Below are 15164 nucleotides of genomic sequence, written 5' to 3' on the forward strand. Positions count from 1 at the left end.
AAGGAGCTTATCTTGCAACTAACACAACGCGAACAGGAGAAACTCTTGATTTTTGTGGCCGCCGAGCTGGCGCGCAAACGCCAGCAGCGCGGCCTCAAGCTCAACCATCCCGAGGCTATGGCCATTCTGACAGCTGAGATTATGGAGGCCGCCCGCGACGGTCGCAGCGTCTCCGAGATCATGACGTTTGGAACAACCATCCTGCGCCGCGAAGATGTGATGGATGGCATCGCGGAGATGATTACGGAGGTTCAGGTCGAGGCCACCTTCCCCGACGGCACCAAATTGGTGACGCTTCACGACCCCATTCAGGAGGAGAGCCGATATGAAACCAGGTGAATATTTTCTTGACGACGAGGCTGGCGATATCCTGGCGAATGCCGGGCGCACTATCGTCGATCTCCAGGTAACGCATACAGGCGACCGCCCCGTCCAGGTTGGTAGCCACTTCCACTTCTACGAGGTCAACTCCGCCCTCCAGTTTGAGCGCGCCACGGCCTATGGCATGCGCCTGAATATTCCCGCTGGCACAGCGGTACGCTTTGAGCCAGGCGACGAAAAGGTCGTTATGCTTGTGCCCTTCGCCGGGGCGCGCATTGTATATGGGCACGCAGGACACGTCAATGGCCCCCTGGCACCAGAAGCGCTTACAGAGAAAGGAGAGCGCGCCCTATGAGTCTGCACATTCCACGCCAGACCTATGCCGACCTCTATGGCCCGACCGTGGGCGACCGCGTGCGCCTGGCCGATACCGACCTGGTCATCGAGGTGGAGCAAGATTTTACCACCTACGGAGACGAGATCACCTTCGGTGGAGGCAAGGTTATCCGCGATGGCATGGGCCAGAGTAGCCGCGCCACGCGTGAGGGAGCCAATGGCGCGCTGGACCTGGTTATCACCAATGCCCTGATCATCGACCACTGGGGCATCGTCAAAGGTGATATCGGCGTCAAAGATGGGCGCATTGTCAAGGTCGGCAAGGCTGGAAATCCCGATACTATGGCCGGGGTCGATCCCGAGCTTGTCGTTGGCTCCTCAACCGAGGTTATCGCAGGCGAGAATATGCTCGTCACAGCGGGCGGCATCGATAGCCATATCCACTTTATCGCGCCCCAGCAGATCTACGAGGCCATCTCCAGCGGCGTTACAACCATGCTGGGTGGCGGCACTGGTCCCGCAACCGGCACCAACGCCACGACCTGTACGCCGGGAGCCTGGAACCTGGCGCGCATGCTCCAGGCGGCAGAGGCCTGGCCGGTCAACCTGGGCTTTCTCGGCAAGGGCAATACCTCGACCGCGGAGCCGCTCAGCGAGCAGATCTGGGCCGGGGCCTGTGGCCTTAAGCTTCACGAGGACTGGGGCACGACGCCCGCCGCCATCGATACCTGCCTGCGCGTCGCCGACCAATACGACGTTCAGGTCGCGATCCATACCGATACAATCAACGAGGCTGGCTTCGTCGAAAACACCATCGCCGCTATCGCTGGACGCGCCATCCATACCTATCACACCGAAGGCGCGGGCGGTGGACATGCCCCTGACATCATCCGCATCGCCTCGTATCCTTACATATTACCCTCTTCTACAAACCCGACGCGGCCCTACACAGTTAATACTATCGCGGAACACCTGGATATGCTCATGGTCTGCCACCACTTGAATCCCCAGGTCCCCGAGGATGTAGCCTTCGCCGAGAGCCGCATCCGACCCGAGACCATCGCCGCCGAGGACATTCTGCATGACCTGGGCGTCTTCAGTATGATCTCTAGCGACTCCCAGGCCATGGGGCGCGTCGGCGAAGTTATCCTGCGCACCTGGCAGACGGCACATAAGATGAAGCAGCAGCGCGGACACCTGCTAGAGGACTCGGAACGCAACGACAACTTCCGCGTCAAGCGCTATGTCGCCAAGTACACCATCAACCCGGCCATCACGCATGGTATCGCCAAACATGTTGGCTCCATAGAGGCGAGTAAGCTGGCAGACCTCGTGCTCTGGAAGCCTGCCTTCTTTGGCGTCAAGCCTGAACTAATCATCAAGGGCGGCTTTATCGCCTGGGGCGCGATGGGCGACGCCAATGCCTCGATTCCGACGCCGCAACCAGTCATGTATCGACCCATGTTCGGCTCCTTCGGCGGAGCCACCGCCGCTACCAGCCTGACCTTTACCTCTCAGGCCGCCATCGAGGCAGACCTGCCTCACAAGCTCGGCCTGCGCAAACAAGCTATCGCGGTCCAGAACTGTCGGACCATCGGCAAGGCCGACATGCTCCACAACGCATCCATGCCCACCATTGAGGTCGATCCCGAAACCTACGAAGTACGCGCCGACGGAGAACTCCTCACCTGCGAGCCCGCGACCGAGCTCCCCATGGCCCAGCGCTACTTCCTGTTTTAATTCCTATAACACCAGGATTACAATGGAAATAGATAACCTGAAGCGTTATGAAAGGAAGTGGCACCATGTCACAAACCACAAACCCTCGCGCCTTTCGCGTCGGTATTGCCGGGCCAGTTGGCTGCGGCAAAACCGCGCTCATCGACCGCCTCAGCAAAATGCTCTGGCCGCGTCACAACCTGGCTGTCGTCACCAATGATATCTACACTAAAGAGGATGCCGAGTTCCTTCTGCGCCAGGGTACATTGCCACCCGAGCGCGTGCGCGGTGTCGAGACCGGGGGTTGCCCCCATGCCGCCATCCGTGAGGATGCCTCGATGAACCTGGAGGCTATTGAAGAGCTGGAGGATTCCCTGCCAGGGCTGGAACTGATCTTCGTCGAGAGCGGTGGCGATAACCTGGCCGCGGCCTTCAGCCCCGAACTGGTCGATGTCTCCATCTATGTCATCGACGTCTCAGGCGGCGACAAGATTCCGCGCAAGGGCGGACCCGGCATCTGCCGCTCGGATCTCCTTATTATCAATAAAATAGACCTTGCTCCCTTTGTCGGGGCCTCACTTGAGGTCATGCGCCGCGACGCCACCAAACAGCGTGGAGAACGCCCTTTTATCTTCACCAACATGCAAGTCGGAACGGGTCTATCTGAACTCATCGCCTGGCTTGAGCAACAGATGAGCGCGCCATTGGAGCAGCGCCGCACCCTGCTTACCACTGGTTCAGCCCCTTCGGGTATGGCGCATAGCCACAGTCACTCCCACGAACACATGCACGCCTAAATAAAAAAGTTGTGTCTAGTTTCTATGAGTATGGTTGGCGAGCGTACGCTCGCCAACCATACTCATAGAAACCAACTTATTTCCAATATTTCACTCCCTCAGTCTGCAAAGCTCCTAGATCCATAACGTGTATCATTGTTCACCATTCTCCAATTAACTTCCAATTAACTTCTAATTAGCTCATCAGCTAAAGAGTTGCGATATGCTCCAGTCTACCGTATGCTTAGACAGAAGATAAGAGCTTTTAAGAGAAAGGTACCCTCGTCCATGTCGAGTAATGGGAACGGACAGCGGCCTCCCCAAACGCCGAAAGGGAAGCAAACCAAAGAACAAAACGACGAAACATTTCAGTTAAGCAGAGTTTTTCTAGCCTTTACGCAATTGCCGAGAGTGATTCGTCTGGTCTGGTCTACCAGCCCTTTGCTCACGATCACTATGGCGCTCATCAGCTTTGCCAGCGGCTTTTTGCCCGTGCTGAGCGTCTGGATTACGCGGGGCGTGGTCGATAGCGTGATCACTGCCGCGTTTAGTCGCACGCACACGCTGGGCATGGTCTGGTTTTTTGTGGGGGCGCAGCTGGTCGTGGGTTTGGGACAAAACCTTTTGAGTACCTTGAGCAATATTGCGCAACAGCTTTTGCAGGAGCGCGTGAGCAATCGTGTGCAGGCGATGATCCTGGAGAAAGCCAATACACTTGACCTGGCATTTTTTGAGGATGCGGAATTTTATGATAAGCTGCGCAATGCCTCCGACGAATCGAGCTATAAGCCGATGTCGATTATCTCGCAACTCTTCGATTTCGCCAAGACGCTGGTGACGCTCTTCTCCATGCTCTTCCTGCTGCTCAACCTAACCTGGTGGCTAGGGGTGATCGCCCTGCTTATGCCGATTCCCTCGTTTATTTCCAGCACGCGTTATGGTTGGCGGGGCTATAAAAAGATGCGCCGTCAGTCACCAGAGCGGCGGCGCATGATGTACTTGAACCGCCTGATGACTACTGACACCTATAATAAAGAGATCAAGCTCTTCAGCCTGGGACACTTTTTCATTAATCAATTTAAAGATCTGGCTGAGGCGTTGTACCAAGAAGATAAACGCATCATTGTGCGGCGCTATCTGGCTAGTTTTGCCTGGAGCAGTCTCTCGGCCGTGGCAAATTCGGCCATCTATATCTATGTGGCCTTACGGGCAGTGATCGGTGCGATCAGCATTGGTAGCCTGACCATGTATACACAAGCGATCATACAGGTTGGTTCAAGCTTCCAGGGGATTCTCGGCAATCTCTCAGGGATCTATGAGAACAATCTTTTTGTGGACACCCTCTACCAATTCTTGGAATATCAGCCACGCATTGTCTCGCCTGCCCAACCAAATGCCTTGCAGCGCGATTCCAACTCACCCGGGCTGGCTGTGGAGTTCCGCAATGTCAGCTTCACCTATCCTGGCAAAGATCCTGAGACCGAAGCTGCCTTAAAAAATGTCAGCTTTGCCATCAAGGCTGGCGAGGCTATTGCGCTAGTGGGGCGAAACGGAGCTGGTAAAACCACGCTAGTAAAGTTGCTGACGCGCCTCTACGATCCGGACGCGGGTCAAATCTTGATTGGTGGGCGCGATATCCGCGAGTACGATATTGAAGAGCTGCGGAGCGTAGTGGGTGTGATCTTCCAGGATTATGTAACATATTATATGAGCGCGCGCGAGAATATCGGCGTGGGCCAGATCGATGAAATTGAGAATTTGGAACTGGTGGAGCGGGCCGCGGGCAAGAGTGGGGCTAATGCGGTCATTACAAAACTGCACGATGGCTACGCCACCATGTTGGGTCGTTGGTTTAAGGATGGTACTCAGCTCAGCGGGGGCGAATGGCAGAAGGTGGCTCTGGCGCGTGCCTTTATGCGCAATGCGCCGATTCTTGTCCTCGACGAGCCAACCAGCTCGCTCGACGCCCAGGCCGAGTATGAGATCTTCACCCAGTTCCGCCTGCTGACCGAGGGGAAGACAGCCATTTTCATCAGCCACCGTTTCAGCACCGTGCGCCTGGCCGATCGTATCTTTGTGATCGAGGAGGGCGTGCTCAAAGAAAGCGGCTCACACACTGAGCTACTCGCGCTTGATGGCCGCTACGCCGAACTGTTCAATTTGCAGGCGGAGGCGTATCGGTAAGAGCAAAAGATAGATCTTTCCGGTTGGATGTTTCTCCACCAGCACCACTGCTAGTGGTGCTGGTGGAGAAACTGCATCATCGTTTCTCCCGTAAAACAGCTCATCTCCCTAATGCCTCTTCATGAGGAAAAGGTATTGTTTTTCAGAAGGAGTAAGCATGGATAAAGTTAGAGAATGCCTGTGAACATATCCTGCTCATAGAGACCAGGACGACGATCCGTTAGATCACGCGCCAGGGTGAAGTACTCATATCCCAGAGCAAGTTCGCGCTGCTCTGGAGGCAGGGTAAAGAAGAAGTTATCGGGCGCGATCTGCGTTCTATGCGCACGTAAAGCTTGAATCTTCTGTTCGATATGTGGGCGCACATCAACACAGGTAGAGATGAGTTCATCTGGTGTGCCCATACGGTCCATATTCATCTCTGGATTATTCCAGGGACCATCGGCGCCACTCTCGCGCATCTGCTTCACTGCCTGCTGAATCATCGAGCGCGACATCGCCGTATAATAGAGCTTCAGGGGCTGCCAGGCACCGGGGATATCGGGATAACAACGAGGATCGGCCGCAGCATCGAAGGCTGCCAGAGCCACACGATGTGCCTGCAAGTGATCAGGATGACCATAACCACCAAAAGCATCGTAGGTCGCGATCACCTGCGGCTTCAGCTCACGAATAATCGCTACCAAGCGCCCGACGGCCTCGTCAAACACAGCTCGATGGAAACAATCAGGATGATTATTAGAAGGACGGCCAGCCATGCCCGAATCGCGATAGCCGAGCAGGCGCAGTTCATGAATACCAAGGGCCTCAACAGAGGCCTGAAGCTCCTGCCGACGTACCTCAGCCAGGCGCGGGAACATCGCCTGCTTCGCGGCCTCATCCAGCTCGGGATCAACAATCTCGCCCTCTTCGCCCAGGTTTGACGTTACCAGGGCGGTGCGCACACCCCGCGCCGCGAGCATAGCCAATGTGCCGCCCGTGCCAAATACCTCATCATCGGGATGAGCATGAACAGCCATAAAAGTCAGAGGTGTCTGTGTCATAAGGATCTCTTTCTCAACTAGCAGTGAAACTTCATATCGAAAATTTATATCAATCAATATCTATACGGGTACTGGTCCAATCTGCGCTTCAAAGAACGTCATCACCCTCTGCCAGGCATCCTCGGACGCCTCGGCGTGATACGCTCGTCCCTGATCATTAAAGAAGGAATGCTTTGCCTCGGGATAGATTTTGATATCATGGGGAATGGTATACTGCTCCAGGGCTTGCTCAAGCTTGTGTCCCTGAGAAGCTGTAAAGTCCTTGTCGGGATAGGAGCCCACCACTGGACAGGCACGCTTGACTGCGTCCAGGGGCCTGGGATTGGCGGCATAAAAAGGAGCAACGACCTTGAGGCGCTCATCAGTGCAGGCCCAGGCAATAGCAAAACCACCACCCATGCAGAAACCAATCGCGCCCACGCGTGAGTCATCTATCCCCGGCTGCTCCGTCAGATAGGTAAGCGAGCCCTTTAAATCGTTCAGGCTCTCATTGTTGAGCGACTTGAGAAACATCTGCCCCATAAAGCGGAACATACACACCGTGCGATTGCGCCCGGAGAACAGATCCACGGCCAGGGCGGCATATCCCACATCCGCGAAGCGGCGCGCAATATCCCGAATGTTCTCATTCATGCCAAAGATCTCATGGATCACAATCACGCCGGGAAAAGGGCCCTCGCCCTCCGGTCGCGCCAGGTAACCCTGTACCTGTCGCTTCCCCGCGGAGAAAGACACATCTTGCGTCTGTACCATAACTGTTACTCTCCTTATAACATGTGGTACTTCATGGGATTATAGTAGATAGTGTAAAATGCGCAGGCATTTTACACTATCTACTATAACTTATGCGTTCGCGCTTTCGGCAACCTGCTTCAGCGTTTCACGCAGTTGCTCATAGTGCATCTGTGCGTGGAAGAAGCCAAGCATACCAACACCAATGGCATTCATTGGACCAAAGGCGGGGATACGCGTGATGGTCGTTGTCAGATTGGGCTGGTCAGGCCAGGCGGAGAGATAAGCCAGGCTCATGCGACGGCTCTCATTGAGGCGGGCGCGGACCTGGTCCGCGGTCTTCAGGGTCTCCCAGGGGGTCTCAGCGTGCAGGCGTGCCTCAAGAGCCACGCCGCGCGCAAGAATAGAGGAGACGGAAGCATTCTCTTCAAAGCCAGCAGTCAAATGCGCCACGATGTGACTGATGGTCCAGCCACGTTCACCGTCCTCAGTCGCCTTGGGATCATTAGGAACAAAATTCACCGCGGCATCCGTCGCGTCCTTGAGGATGGTCTCAACGGTCTCAAAGGCCTGCTCGATATAATTTTGCAGATCCTTATAGCTAACTTCGGCAACCATGTCCGCATAGGTGGTCTTGCCCTCGCGGAGCGCAGTAAAATCAAACTGTGGCATTACAAATCCTCCCGCGGCCTACAATGCCGCGTTCTATATCATTATTGGTCAGCACTTTCCATAAGCGCTCTCTTGCGATCTTACAATTTGTAAGTATATCACCCTTTTTCCCCCTGCTCAACCCTGCCTTTGAGCTCAGAGCCACAGTCCAAATTGTCCAGCTTTGCTTATCCATATCCAGCCTTGGACAACAAATTTACTATCAGCGGTTTTCCTCCTGAAGGCCCATTTCAAGCGGTTTCATAAGTATAATTAAAGCGAACTTTTGGCTCAAAAGCACTTTTGATGATTGGGAAGGATGGATACTTCTGAGTCGGTTTGGAAAGATACATTCCCCTGTCAGTATCATGTACTTGTGGGAATAGTTATTGGTACGGCACGGCTCTTGCCTTTTTGTCGAGCTTCACCTGGTTCCCCCCTTGGACATCAAGAGCCAACCATGGTCAGCTTTTCTTTGGCTGCATGTACCGATAGAGAAAGAAGAGCGTATTTCCTGCTCAGCCGAGGTTCACTGGAGAGACCTATGACCTTGCATGCACGACATCATGGCTTACCACATTCTGGAGCAGCCTGCCCAGAGGGGAAGCCTCCCCAGGCGTCTAGTACGTTGCCGACGATCTGGCGCAAACGCGATCTGGCTTTACTTATCATGTTGGTGACATTCATCCCCACCGACGTGCGAGGGATGCATTTGCGGGAGGCGCGGTGTCATTCTACTGGATGCTGGGTCTGGTGATGTTTCTGCTGCCCAGTCTCGTGGTGTTTAGCTGGTTGCTGCACCAGGCGCCCAGGCACGTCCCCCTCTATGTCTGGATCTTGCGTCTGCTCCATGAACGGTGGAGATCGGTGGCGCTCTTCCTGGCCTGCTGGATCGGGGTGTTGATGGTCCTTGCCAGCCTGGGCATCTGCCTGTTTCTGCTTCAGCATCTCTTCCCACCCTGGTTTGACACCTTCTTCGCCCAATGTCTGGTCTTTGCCGTTTTGCTGGTCCTGGAGACCGTGCTGACGTGCTTGCCCCTCCATCTGTTCAGACGCCTGCTGTGGATCGGTGGCGTGGTCCTGCTCGCGTACCCTGTTTTCTTTCTGGTCGTCGCTCTCCTCATCGGTCAGAACAGCAGTCAGAGCGTCTCTCACCTGGGTTCGCATCCCGGCTTCATCGGATTGCCAGCACCCTTCCCCTGGTCGCTGTTTGGTCTGACCGTGTTAAACCTGTTTGGACTCAATGGCCCGTTACTGCTGGATGGGGAAATGCGGGGGCCGCAGCGTTTTCTCCGGCGTTCTACCAGCTATCTCTGGTGGGGAGGGCTCGGCGCTTTTCTGCTCCTCTTCCTCATAACCGTAGCCTGGTTCATTCTAAATCCCACGCTGCAGATGCTACCACTTCCTAGCCCTCAGTTATTAGGTCCCATTCTGGGACCCCGAGGCATGGCCCTCTTCTGGCTGCTGACGTTCCTGGGGGATTTACCTGTGCGCTAGCGTATCTGCTCATCTTTTCCCGCGTGTTTCTGCTGGCAGCCCGCCAGGGCTATCTGCCTCGCGCGCTGGCCGAACTGAATCAGGCTGGCACGCCGAGACGTGCGATCCTGGCCCAATCTGCAATGATTGCCTGCGCAGCAGTGCTCTTGTTCGTCATCGTGCCGACGCTGCTCAGACTCTTTCTGTCATCCGATCTGGTGAGTGCATTGTTCTCTGGTGATCAATATGGATTATTAACCTCACTGGCTGGTTCGCTCTGGTGTGGGTTCCTTCGCTCTGCTGTTTGGGTTTGCTCTCTGGCTCTGCTGGAAAAAGCGCCGCCGGACCCAGCTCACCCGTCTCCAACGCCTGGTTCTGTCTCTCTTGTGCGTGGCTGGTAGTCTGAGTTCGCTTGTCTGCATGGTGGCACCACTGCTGCCGGGCTGGCCTGTGCTGTTCTTTTCCCACAATCGCTGGTTTGCACTGGTTTTGCTCGGCATCGTCGGTTCCTTAGTGCTTGCCTGGGGAAGCAGTGAGCTTCCTCGCCGCTCCGCGCTGGTACGGGAGAAAGCCAGGAGTCTGGCGCGGGAGAAGGAACTGCGCGAGGAATTACAACGCGCCTACGAGGAGCGCGATCGGCTCTACCAGGAGCAAGCACAGGCTGCGCTGACCGATACCGTGACCGGCTTGCTCAATCACCGGGCCTTTATGCAGCGGTTAGATGAGGCGATTGCGCGTGGGCAAACAGAGAGGAGCGGTTTTCTGTTGGTGTTTCTCGATGTGGATCATTTCAAAACCATCAACGATACCTGGGGCCATCTGGCGGGCGACGAGGTCTTGCGCCAGGTCGCCGAACGCCTGCGTACTGCTCTGCATGCAGGGGACGTGGCGGCGCGCTATGGTGGAGATGAGTTCGCGCTGATTCTGGACGATGTCCCGATCACGCGAGCCCATGAGGAAGGGGAGCGCCTGCGAAGGATCATTCAGTCGCCTCCTTATAGCGGGCCGGGCCTGGGAGAACCAACGACTGAGGTCAGCGTCACCACGAGTATCGGTGTGGCTGCGTATGGGATCCATGGGACCCAACCGAATCGCTTGATTGACCAGGCGGATCAGGCGATGTATCAGGCCAAGCTGGCCGGGCGCGATTGTGTTCGCGTGACCGGCGCGCGGACAACCTTTCCCGGTCAAATGGTCTGACGGCCATTTCGTCTCCTCCCGTGCCATTCTAAAGGAGAGATCAGAGATATCTCTCCTTTAGAATGGCGAGAGATCTAAAATGGAGTTTGTTTACGCAACAAACCCCATGAACATCAATCAGGGAAGTTGAAAGAAGGGCCTTCTTCATCAGTGGTGAGATAGTCACGTACTCGTTCACACAGCAGTGCAATATGTTGAGCATCACCTTGAGGTGCATCAGGCCACTCGGGAACCCGCACTCCCCAGTAGTCACGAGGAGTGCCAGGATAACGAGGTAGAAGATGAATATGCAGATGAGGAACGTGATGTCCTAAGACAAAAGCATAGATATGTTCTGCCTCTGTACACACTTTTAAGGCGCGGCTCAGTCGAGCGATAAGCAAACCAGAGGCTTTGGCTTCTTCCTCTGTCTGTTCTACAAGCCCTGGAAAATGCCGTTTGGGTTCAACAATGAGCCATCCAAGATACGAAGTCGGCCCATCTTCAGGAATATGATGGCTTGCAAAGATCAGTTCATCTTCATAAATAATCCCGCCAGGAAGAGCAAGTTGGCCTTTGTGTTTCTGACAAACAAAACATGCTTCCTGCTGTTCTGAAATACTCATTGGTTCCTTCTCCTTATGAGAATTCTTCTAGCTACTCTATCAGGAAGGGAATGCTCATACAAGCATACTAATACAGATACAATATGACCGAACCTTCAGGGAAATACTCACTTTTCGGAGATAAACACACCGAACCTTGCGGTACACTACCATCCCTACGAATGTGCAGAGCGTATCACATTCTCAGGAAAATGAGCAACTTTTCAGGGAAAATGGCACCTTTTCGGGAAAGTACCACCCAGGAAGGGCGAACAATTGCTGTCTTTTCCACTACGAATTTACAAGAGATGTGTGCGTAACAGCTCTTCTGGTATGGATTTGTCTCTTGATAGACGGTCGATTCCTACAATTCACGCTGATTTTCTCAGGTTCACCTTAAAATTGTTGTAGATTTGGCCTTATTTACCAGTAGCATCAGGCCGTAGTCGGACTTACTGTCTCAGGCTCTATTGCCCGGATATGTACTGCAAAAGCGGCCAGTTTTAGGTAGGGATTTACAGGATAGCAGAACAGGCACCACGTGTTCTGCCGAAAATCCTGAGTTGAAAACACAGATCTAACTCTAAAACAACCCAGAGTTTTCGGCAGAACTTTCGATAATAGGACACATTCTCACCGCTTTTCATGCTATATTGTAAAAAAAGAAGAAAAAAGGAGGATACGTTATGGCTGAACAAACGATAGAGATAACGTTTCGCACCGTTCTGTGGCAGCAGTTCGGCGCAGCCATCGATATGCTTGAAAATGCCTTGCTAGCCTGCCCTGCCCCGCTGTGGAGAGAGTGCCTCTGGAGCGCACCCTCGGACCACTCTCAGTCTCCGGAAGACGCAGCATTCTGGTCGCTCACCTATCACACTCTCTTCTGGCTCGATTTGTATCTCACCGGCTCACACGAAGGCTTTGCTCCCCCGCGCCGTTCATAAATGCGCTTGACCCGGCAAGTGTCTTTCCCGAACAGCCCTATACCAAAGATGAGCTCCACGGCTATCTAGTACATTTGCGTAAGAAGTGCCACACAACGATTGCTGAGCTAACAGACGAGAAAGCGTATCAACCGTTCACTTTCCCCTGGCCCGGAGGAACGTCCATAAGCTTTTTAGAGCTCCAGTTATATACCATGCGTCACGTACAGGAGCATGCGGCCCAACTGAGCCTCTTTCTCGGGCAGCACGGCACCCCGGACGAGGCGCTTGACTGGGTTGGGCGGGCGCAGGAGGAAGCGGGCCTCTGAGGCACGCGGATGGTCAATTGGGTCTGAGCGCGACCGATGGTGAGGTGACGCAGAGGAAAGCGGCGCGAGGGGTAGCTCCTCGCGCCGCCTTTGCATTCCCAAGCATGCGTCGCGAGCGTCGAGAGGCACGGCAGAAGCTAGCAACAATGGCACGATATCATAAGGAGAAACTAAAAGAACAAAGATTTCTGCTGGAGGATGTGTATGGCTACATCCTAAAAAGAGGGTGTGCTTCTACTAGAGAAGCACACCCTCTTTTTAGGATGTAGCCATATTATTCAATCGGCTAGTGGCTAGAAGCGTGATTGCTTCTGCCTTTGGCATTACCAGCTTGATCGGTTGTTGGAATACGACGTCTCACGGGGCTGATAACAATCCCGACAATAGACGGGGCGATCATCTCGTGGCTGAAAAGGAACAGTCGCTTCATTTCCACAACTCGCGCAAGTAGCCGTGTACATTTGGCGTGCCTCGCGCTGGTAGCCACCACGTGAGCCTCCATTTGCCTGCTTGCGGGCAGCACGGCACTCGGGGCAACGACTTGGGGCATTCGTCAGTCCACGACTCGCATAAAATTCTTGCTCACCGACAGTGAAGGTAAATTCCTGGTTACAGTCGCGACAATACAGTGTCTGGTCAGTCAAAGGAAACTCTCTTTCTCATTATCCGCTATACGGATCTAATAGTTGAACTTCTGTATTGCGCACCATCACCTCAGTCAGTTTACTTAGAGCAACAAAGCACCATACAGTGTTCGTTTAGTATAACACATTCTTTTCGTTTCTGCTAGAGTTCTCACCCTTTCTGGCAAGAGTTTCCGATTCTCTTTTGCACATCCCTTACCCTTGAGCACCGCAGGCACGAAGGCTCTCCTGAGAAAGCGGCGCACGGCTACGCGCTCCCTTCGATTTCACACTTGTATCAGGAAAGGCAAACGACTTATCATTAGGAAAGAGATTACCTATATGCTCAGGAAGGAACCATCCATGAAAACATTTTATAATCGTATCGCCGGACAACAATTGGAACGGCTTGCCGCACTCTCCGATGGCATCTTTGCCGTTGCGATGACCCTGCTCGTCCTCGACCTGCACACTCCTCTGGTCAATGCCGAGAACAGTTTTACCACATCATTGCTATGGACGAGTGAGGGATTTGGGAGAGAATTGCCCTTATTGCATGCGTTAGTCGATCTTGTGCCACACTTTCTCCCCTATGCCATGAGTTTTCTCACCCTGGGTATTTTCTGGGTTGGCCAGCAAACACAGCTTAATTATTTTGTGACGAGTAATCGCCATCTCACCTGGATCCATCTGGCCTTCTTATTTATTGTCTCGCTCATGCCCTTCTCAACGGGACTCTTAGCTGCATTTATCACCTATCGCGTCGCCCTGGGCATATATTGGCTTCACCTGCTCTTGCTAGGAAGCATCCTGTTCGCCAGCTGGCGCTATGCCCGCCGTGCAGGATTACTGAAAGACGAGGTGACCACCGAAATACGCTCCGCCACCGAGCGACGCATAGTCTTCTACCAGGTACTCTACGCCGTCACCATGCTCTTTAGCATCATCAATACATATATCAGTATTGTGCTACTGATCCTCCTACAACTCAACTCTGCCATTGCCCCACGGATTGGTCGACTGGATCACATTTGATGACTGTTGTAGGGCTCAAGCCAGCTTGGACTCTACAATTTATTGACTACTCCAGTTAGGACGAGTTTTCGCGAACCTTTCATCAGGACGATTGCACACGCGTCAAAGTGGGTTTCGCTCCCGTCCAAGGCGAGTGATAGCTTCAAACCAACAAGTGCTTTTTTAATAGAAAAAACATTGACAAACATTGTACCTTCACCTTATATTTACTATGCTGGTGATAATTGTCTAGTTGCTACAACTACTTTTTCCCATAAAAGATTAGCAAAACATAATTTACACTACTATTTTTTCCTCCAAAGACCGCATTGTCTCGTAATTCGGCAGAGGGCAGAGTCGCCGTGCTCATTTACAAGATAATTGGAGGAATGTCAATTACGGGTAAGAAACAGTGAGGTACAGCATGCCCGAACAAGAACCGCAACAAGGATGGGCAACAAACTTAGAGACTTTTTTACAAAATCTCGCTGATGAGCACCGCAGTGGTGTCCTTGATTTACAACGCAGCAAAGCCGGCGTGAAAGAAAAAGGGCGCGTCATTTTGCTCCATGGAGGAATAGTCGAGGCAAGCGTGGGAACGCGCACCGGCGAAGAGGCTTTAAACTGGCTGCTTGCATGGGGCCAGTGCAGGTATACATTTGCCCTCACCTCGCCTATGGAAATGGAGGGCATCTTTCCTCAAAGAAGTCAGCCAACCTCAGATCCTATAGTTATGCCTCCCCAGACCCCCATACCTCCCGCCAGCATACGGCCACGATCAAATACCCTCACACCAGGATCCTATACACCAAACATCCCTCCTGCACGCACAAATAAAGGGCCATTCGCGCCCAATACGCTGCTCCCTTTCCAGAATGAGTCTGTGCTTAACTCTCCGCCGACCAACGCCCCAAAATCGCCAGCCTATAATTCATGGGGTGCTCAGCAGGCGTCTGCCCAGCAGGAAACAACGCTTGTTCCCTACCGCCTCCTGCAAGGTCCAGACGCTATCTCGCTCATTGGTCACTATCCCCTGACCCGCTCTCAGCGCCACCTCTACTTTTTGCTCGACGGTCAACGCACCATCGTCGATTTAGCGCGCCTGACCGGTAGCTCCATCCTCAGCGTGCGCCAGTTGTTGATAGAGCTAGAACAGATGGGCCTCGTTAGATTTAAAATCATCTATTAAGAAGAGGAAGCAGAAATATGGGATAGTGACGGGGCAATGTCTGCGGCATTGCCCCGTCACTATC

16 protein-coding genes and 1 pseudogene are annotated in these 15164 nt (G+C 53.6%); 12 read left to right on the forward strand and 5 right to left on the reverse strand.

Features of this window, described 5'->3' with window-relative positions; translation table 11 throughout:
• The first annotated feature begins 12 nt into the window (after positions 1-12).
• The 5 genes from JMJ04_RS35295 to JMJ04_RS35315 all read left to right on the forward strand — a co-directional run bounded on the left by JMJ04_RS35295 (position 13) and on the right by JMJ04_RS35315 (position 5336).
• Entirely contained in the window at positions 13-339 is a 327-nt protein-coding gene (locus tag JMJ04_RS35295) for an urease subunit gamma (RefSeq protein ID WP_201375063.1), read from the forward strand.
• Positions 326-676, forward strand: a complete 351-nt coding sequence (locus JMJ04_RS35300) for an urease subunit beta (RefSeq protein ID WP_201375064.1) — start codon at positions 326-328, stop codon at positions 674-676. Before JMJ04_RS35295 ends, JMJ04_RS35300 begins: the two co-directional genes overlap by 14 nt.
• Positions 673-2397 carry an urease subunit alpha gene (gene ureC, locus JMJ04_RS35305; protein ID WP_201375065.1) on the forward strand — a complete coding sequence of 575 codons (1725 nt, stop codon included), beginning with the start codon at positions 673-675 and terminating at the stop codon, positions 2395-2397. Before JMJ04_RS35300 ends, ureC begins: the two co-directional genes overlap by 4 nt.
• Before the next feature lie 65 nt (positions 2398-2462).
• Complete coding sequence (gene ureG, locus JMJ04_RS35310) at positions 2463-3173, forward strand: urease accessory protein UreG (protein WP_201375066.1); 711 nt, start codon at positions 2463-2465, stop codon at positions 3171-3173.
• 267 nt (positions 3174-3440) lie between these two features.
• On the forward strand, positions 3441-5336 hold the full coding sequence (locus JMJ04_RS35315) for an ABC transporter ATP-binding protein (protein WP_201375067.1): 1896 nt from the start codon (positions 3441-3443) through the stop codon (positions 5334-5336).
• A 167-nt stretch (positions 5337-5503) separates the two neighbouring features.
• On the opposite strand, the gene mshB is transcribed toward JMJ04_RS35315, so the two are convergent.
• The 3 genes from mshB to JMJ04_RS35330 all read right to left on the reverse strand — a co-directional run bounded on the left by mshB (position 5504) and on the right by JMJ04_RS35330 (position 7783).
• A complete protein-coding gene (mshB, locus tag JMJ04_RS35320; protein WP_201375068.1) occupies positions 5504-6379 on the reverse strand; it encodes an N-acetyl-1-D-myo-inositol-2-amino-2-deoxy-alpha-D-glucopyranoside deacetylase in 876 nt (291 codons plus the stop codon).
• 60 nt (positions 6380-6439) lie between these two features.
• Positions 6440-7132, reverse strand: a complete 693-nt coding sequence (locus JMJ04_RS35325) for a dienelactone hydrolase family protein (RefSeq protein WP_201375069.1) — start codon at positions 7130-7132, stop codon at positions 6440-6442.
• Between the two features lie 90 nt (positions 7133-7222).
• Entirely contained in the window at positions 7223-7783 is a 561-nt protein-coding gene (locus JMJ04_RS35330; RefSeq protein ID WP_201375070.1) for a DinB family protein, read from the reverse strand.
• Positions 7784-8488: 705 nt separating this feature from the next.
• On the opposite strand from JMJ04_RS35330, the gene JMJ04_RS35335 reads away from it, so the two are divergent.
• The 3 genes from JMJ04_RS35335 to JMJ04_RS35345 are packed head-to-tail and all read left to right on the forward strand — an operon-like array spanning position 8489 to position 10438.
• A complete protein-coding gene (locus tag JMJ04_RS35335) occupies positions 8489-9259 on the forward strand; it encodes an amino acid permease (protein WP_201375071.1) in 771 nt (256 codons plus the stop codon).
• Positions 9260-9282: 23 nt separating this feature from the next.
• Positions 9283-9639, forward strand: a complete 357-nt coding sequence (locus JMJ04_RS49160) for a hypothetical protein (protein WP_201375072.1) — start codon at positions 9283-9285, stop codon at positions 9637-9639.
• On the forward strand, positions 9521-10438 hold the full coding sequence (locus JMJ04_RS35345) for a GGDEF domain-containing protein (RefSeq protein WP_236038795.1): 918 nt from the start codon (positions 9521-9523) through the stop codon (positions 10436-10438). The genes JMJ04_RS49160 and JMJ04_RS35345 overlap by 119 nt, the downstream gene beginning before the upstream one ends.
• Before the next feature lie 113 nt (positions 10439-10551).
• Here JMJ04_RS35345 and JMJ04_RS35350 read toward each other — a convergent pair whose 3' ends face one another.
• Entirely contained in the window at positions 10552-11043 is a 492-nt protein-coding gene (locus JMJ04_RS35350) for an HIT family protein (protein WP_201375074.1), read from the reverse strand.
• A 665-nt stretch (positions 11044-11708) separates the two neighbouring features.
• Between JMJ04_RS35350 and JMJ04_RS47415 the strand changes: the two genes are divergently transcribed.
• Together JMJ04_RS47415 and JMJ04_RS49520 are read left to right on the forward strand one after the other, a co-directional pair.
• A complete protein-coding gene (locus JMJ04_RS47415; protein ID WP_236039018.1) occupies positions 11709-11966 on the forward strand; it encodes a hypothetical protein in 258 nt (85 codons plus the stop codon).
• 74 nt (positions 11967-12040) lie between these two features.
• Positions 12041-12133: pseudogene (locus JMJ04_RS49520) on the forward strand (hypothetical protein); the annotation flags it as partial.
• A gap of 464 nt (positions 12134-12597) precedes the next feature.
• Here JMJ04_RS49520 and JMJ04_RS35360 read toward each other — a convergent pair.
• Positions 12598-12918, reverse strand: a complete 321-nt coding sequence (locus JMJ04_RS35360; RefSeq protein WP_201375075.1) for a zinc-ribbon domain containing protein — start codon at positions 12916-12918, stop codon at positions 12598-12600.
• 342 nt (positions 12919-13260) lie between these two features.
• Between JMJ04_RS35360 and JMJ04_RS35365 the strand changes: the two genes are divergently transcribed.
• Positions 13261-13932: a TMEM175 family protein gene (locus JMJ04_RS35365; RefSeq protein WP_201375076.1), complete on the forward strand. Its 672-nt coding sequence runs from the start codon at positions 13261-13263 to the stop codon at positions 13930-13932.
• Between the two features lie 403 nt (positions 13933-14335).
• Positions 14336-15100 (forward strand): DUF4388 domain-containing protein, encoded by a 765-nt coding sequence (locus JMJ04_RS35370; protein ID WP_201375077.1) that lies wholly within the window; start codon positions 14336-14338, stop codon positions 15098-15100.
• The last annotated feature ends 64 nt before the right edge of the window (positions 15101-15164 follow it).

Source organism: Ktedonobacter robiniae, assembly GCF_016587375.1.
GTDB lineage: Bacteria > Chloroflexota > Ktedonobacteria > Ktedonobacterales > Ktedonobacteraceae > Ktedonobacter > Ktedonobacter robiniae.